This window comes from Streptomyces sp. NPDC058751 (assembly GCF_042746485.1).
Classification (GTDB): Bacteria; Actinomycetota; Actinomycetes; order Streptomycetales; family Streptomycetaceae; genus Streptomyces.
Genome location: NZ_JBHYPZ010000106.1, coordinates 1 through 1,640, shown reverse-complemented (window position 1 = coordinate 1,640; position 1,640 = coordinate 1). Strand labels below are relative to the sequence as shown.

The 1,640-nt window shown below is 66.6% G+C and carries 2 protein-coding genes; one reads left to right on the top strand and one right to left on the bottom strand.

The window, feature by feature from the left end:
• Positions 1 to 349: 349 nt before the first annotated feature.
• The gene (locus ACFW6B_RS41110) at positions 350 to 706 is read left to right on the top strand and encodes a hypothetical protein (protein WP_386605060.1); all 357 of its coding nucleotides are present in this window, start codon (positions 350 to 352) and stop codon (positions 704 to 706) included.
• Positions 707 to 715: 9 nt separating this feature from the next.
• Here ACFW6B_RS41110 and ACFW6B_RS41105 read toward each other — a convergent pair whose 3' ends face one another.
• Positions 716 to 1,591: an IS5 family transposase gene (locus ACFW6B_RS41105; protein WP_386605058.1), complete on the bottom strand. Its 876-nt coding sequence runs from the start codon at positions 1,589 to 1,591 to the stop codon at positions 716 to 718.
• Between the last annotated feature and the right edge of the window lie 49 nt (positions 1,592 to 1,640).

Sequence of the window (1,640 nt, the reverse complement as noted above, 5' to 3'; positions counted from 1 at the left end):
CTAGGGCGTGTATCGAAAGTGGCTGGTAGCGGCCTGTGGGGCATGCTCGAGAATCTGGTGCAACTGCTCGCATCGCGGATCTGTGATGCTGTCCGTCATGGATTCCGAGCCGCGCACTGATCTCGCTCGTCACTATGACCCAGGAGGCTGGTTGGCTCGATTCGCGGGTCGGATGCTTGTGGTCTGTCCGCGATGCGGGGGCCGCGCTCTCGTGATCCCCCAGCCTGGCCTTCCTGATCCCAGATACTTCAGCGAGCTCCTTTTCCAACCGCGTCGGCTGGCCTGTGGAGGATGCGGTGCAGTCGCCGACTGGAAGCCTGAGGCGCAGGGGGCTGGGCTGGTCGGCGCGGTGCTGGGTGGTAGTGAGGATCCGTTCTTCCAGCAGCCTCTGTGGCTGCAGACCCGTTGCGCCGGTCACATCTTGTGGGCCTACAACGAGGGGCATGTCGATGAGCTGTCCGCCTATGTCGGGGCGCGATTGCGAGAGCGTGGCGGAGTGCGGCCGACAATGTCGATGTTCGCTCGGCTGCCGGCCTGGATGAAGGCGGCGGACAATCGCGCGGAGGTGCTGGCCGGCCTGGAGACGCTGCGGGCGCTGGCCGAACGAATGGCACCTGCCAACCGATCCGATGCCGCGCACGGGCGCGGTGACCGTCCCCGAGCGCACAGGAGTATGTACTTCCGCGGCGGCCCTTATGAGTCTTGAAAGACCTGGTCACAGCCATTCGTTGATGGTTGCGATGAGGACGGTTGCCTCGTAGCGGACCGCGAGCTTGTCATATCGCGTGGCGACCGCCCGGTGCCTCTTGAGGCGGTTGATCCCGCACTCGACCGCGTGGCGCTCGCGGTAGTCGACCGGGTCGAAGTAAGGCGGCCGACCTCCGTGGGAGCCCAGCTTCTGGCGGTTGCGCGCCTGGTCGACCTTGTCCGGGATGGTGCAGCGGATCCCACGGCGGCGCAGATAGGAACGGTTTCTACGGGAGGCGTACGCCTTGTCAGCACGCACCCGATCGGGACGGACACGTGGCCTGCCCGGCCCGATGCGGGGCACACGGACCTTCTCCAGCACGGGTTCAAACTGCGGCGAATCCCCGCGCTGCCCGGCCGTGACCACAATTGACATGGGCTTTTGACCTTGCTCGACAGCCAGGTGCAGTTTGGTCGTGAACCCGCCGCGCGAGCGTCCCAGCCCGTGGTCTCCAGGCTCGGTGAACACACCGCCCGGCGGCTCTTTCTGCAGGTCGCCCCGCTTGCGAGCCCCGGCCGCATGCTGGTGGGCACGGCAGACCGTGGAGTCGACGCTCAGGTCCCAGACGATCGCGCCCTTCACGTCGGCCAGCGACTGGAGCCGGGTGAGGATCCGGTGCCAGGTGCCGTTCCGTTGCCACCGGCGGAACAGGTCATAGATCCGGTTCCACGGCCCGTACTCGACGGGGACATCCCGCCACGGGACACCGGTCCGGACCCGGAACCGTATGCCGTCGATCAGCCGCCGCCGAGACCAGACGGGCGGCCGCCCCGCCTTCGTCCCTCTCGGCAGCAACGGCTCCAGCACCGCCCACTGCTCGTCCGTGAGATCTCCCCGACCCATGAGCCGTGATCATTCACAGCCCAAGATCCACTTTCGATACACGCCCTAG

What these genes read in the sequence shown, in the direction of transcription:
- ACFW6B_RS41105 (WP_386605058.1), bottom strand. Translation starts at nt 1,591, where the DNA reads ATGGGTCGGGGAGATCTCACGGACGAGCAGTGGGCGGTGCTGGAGCCG.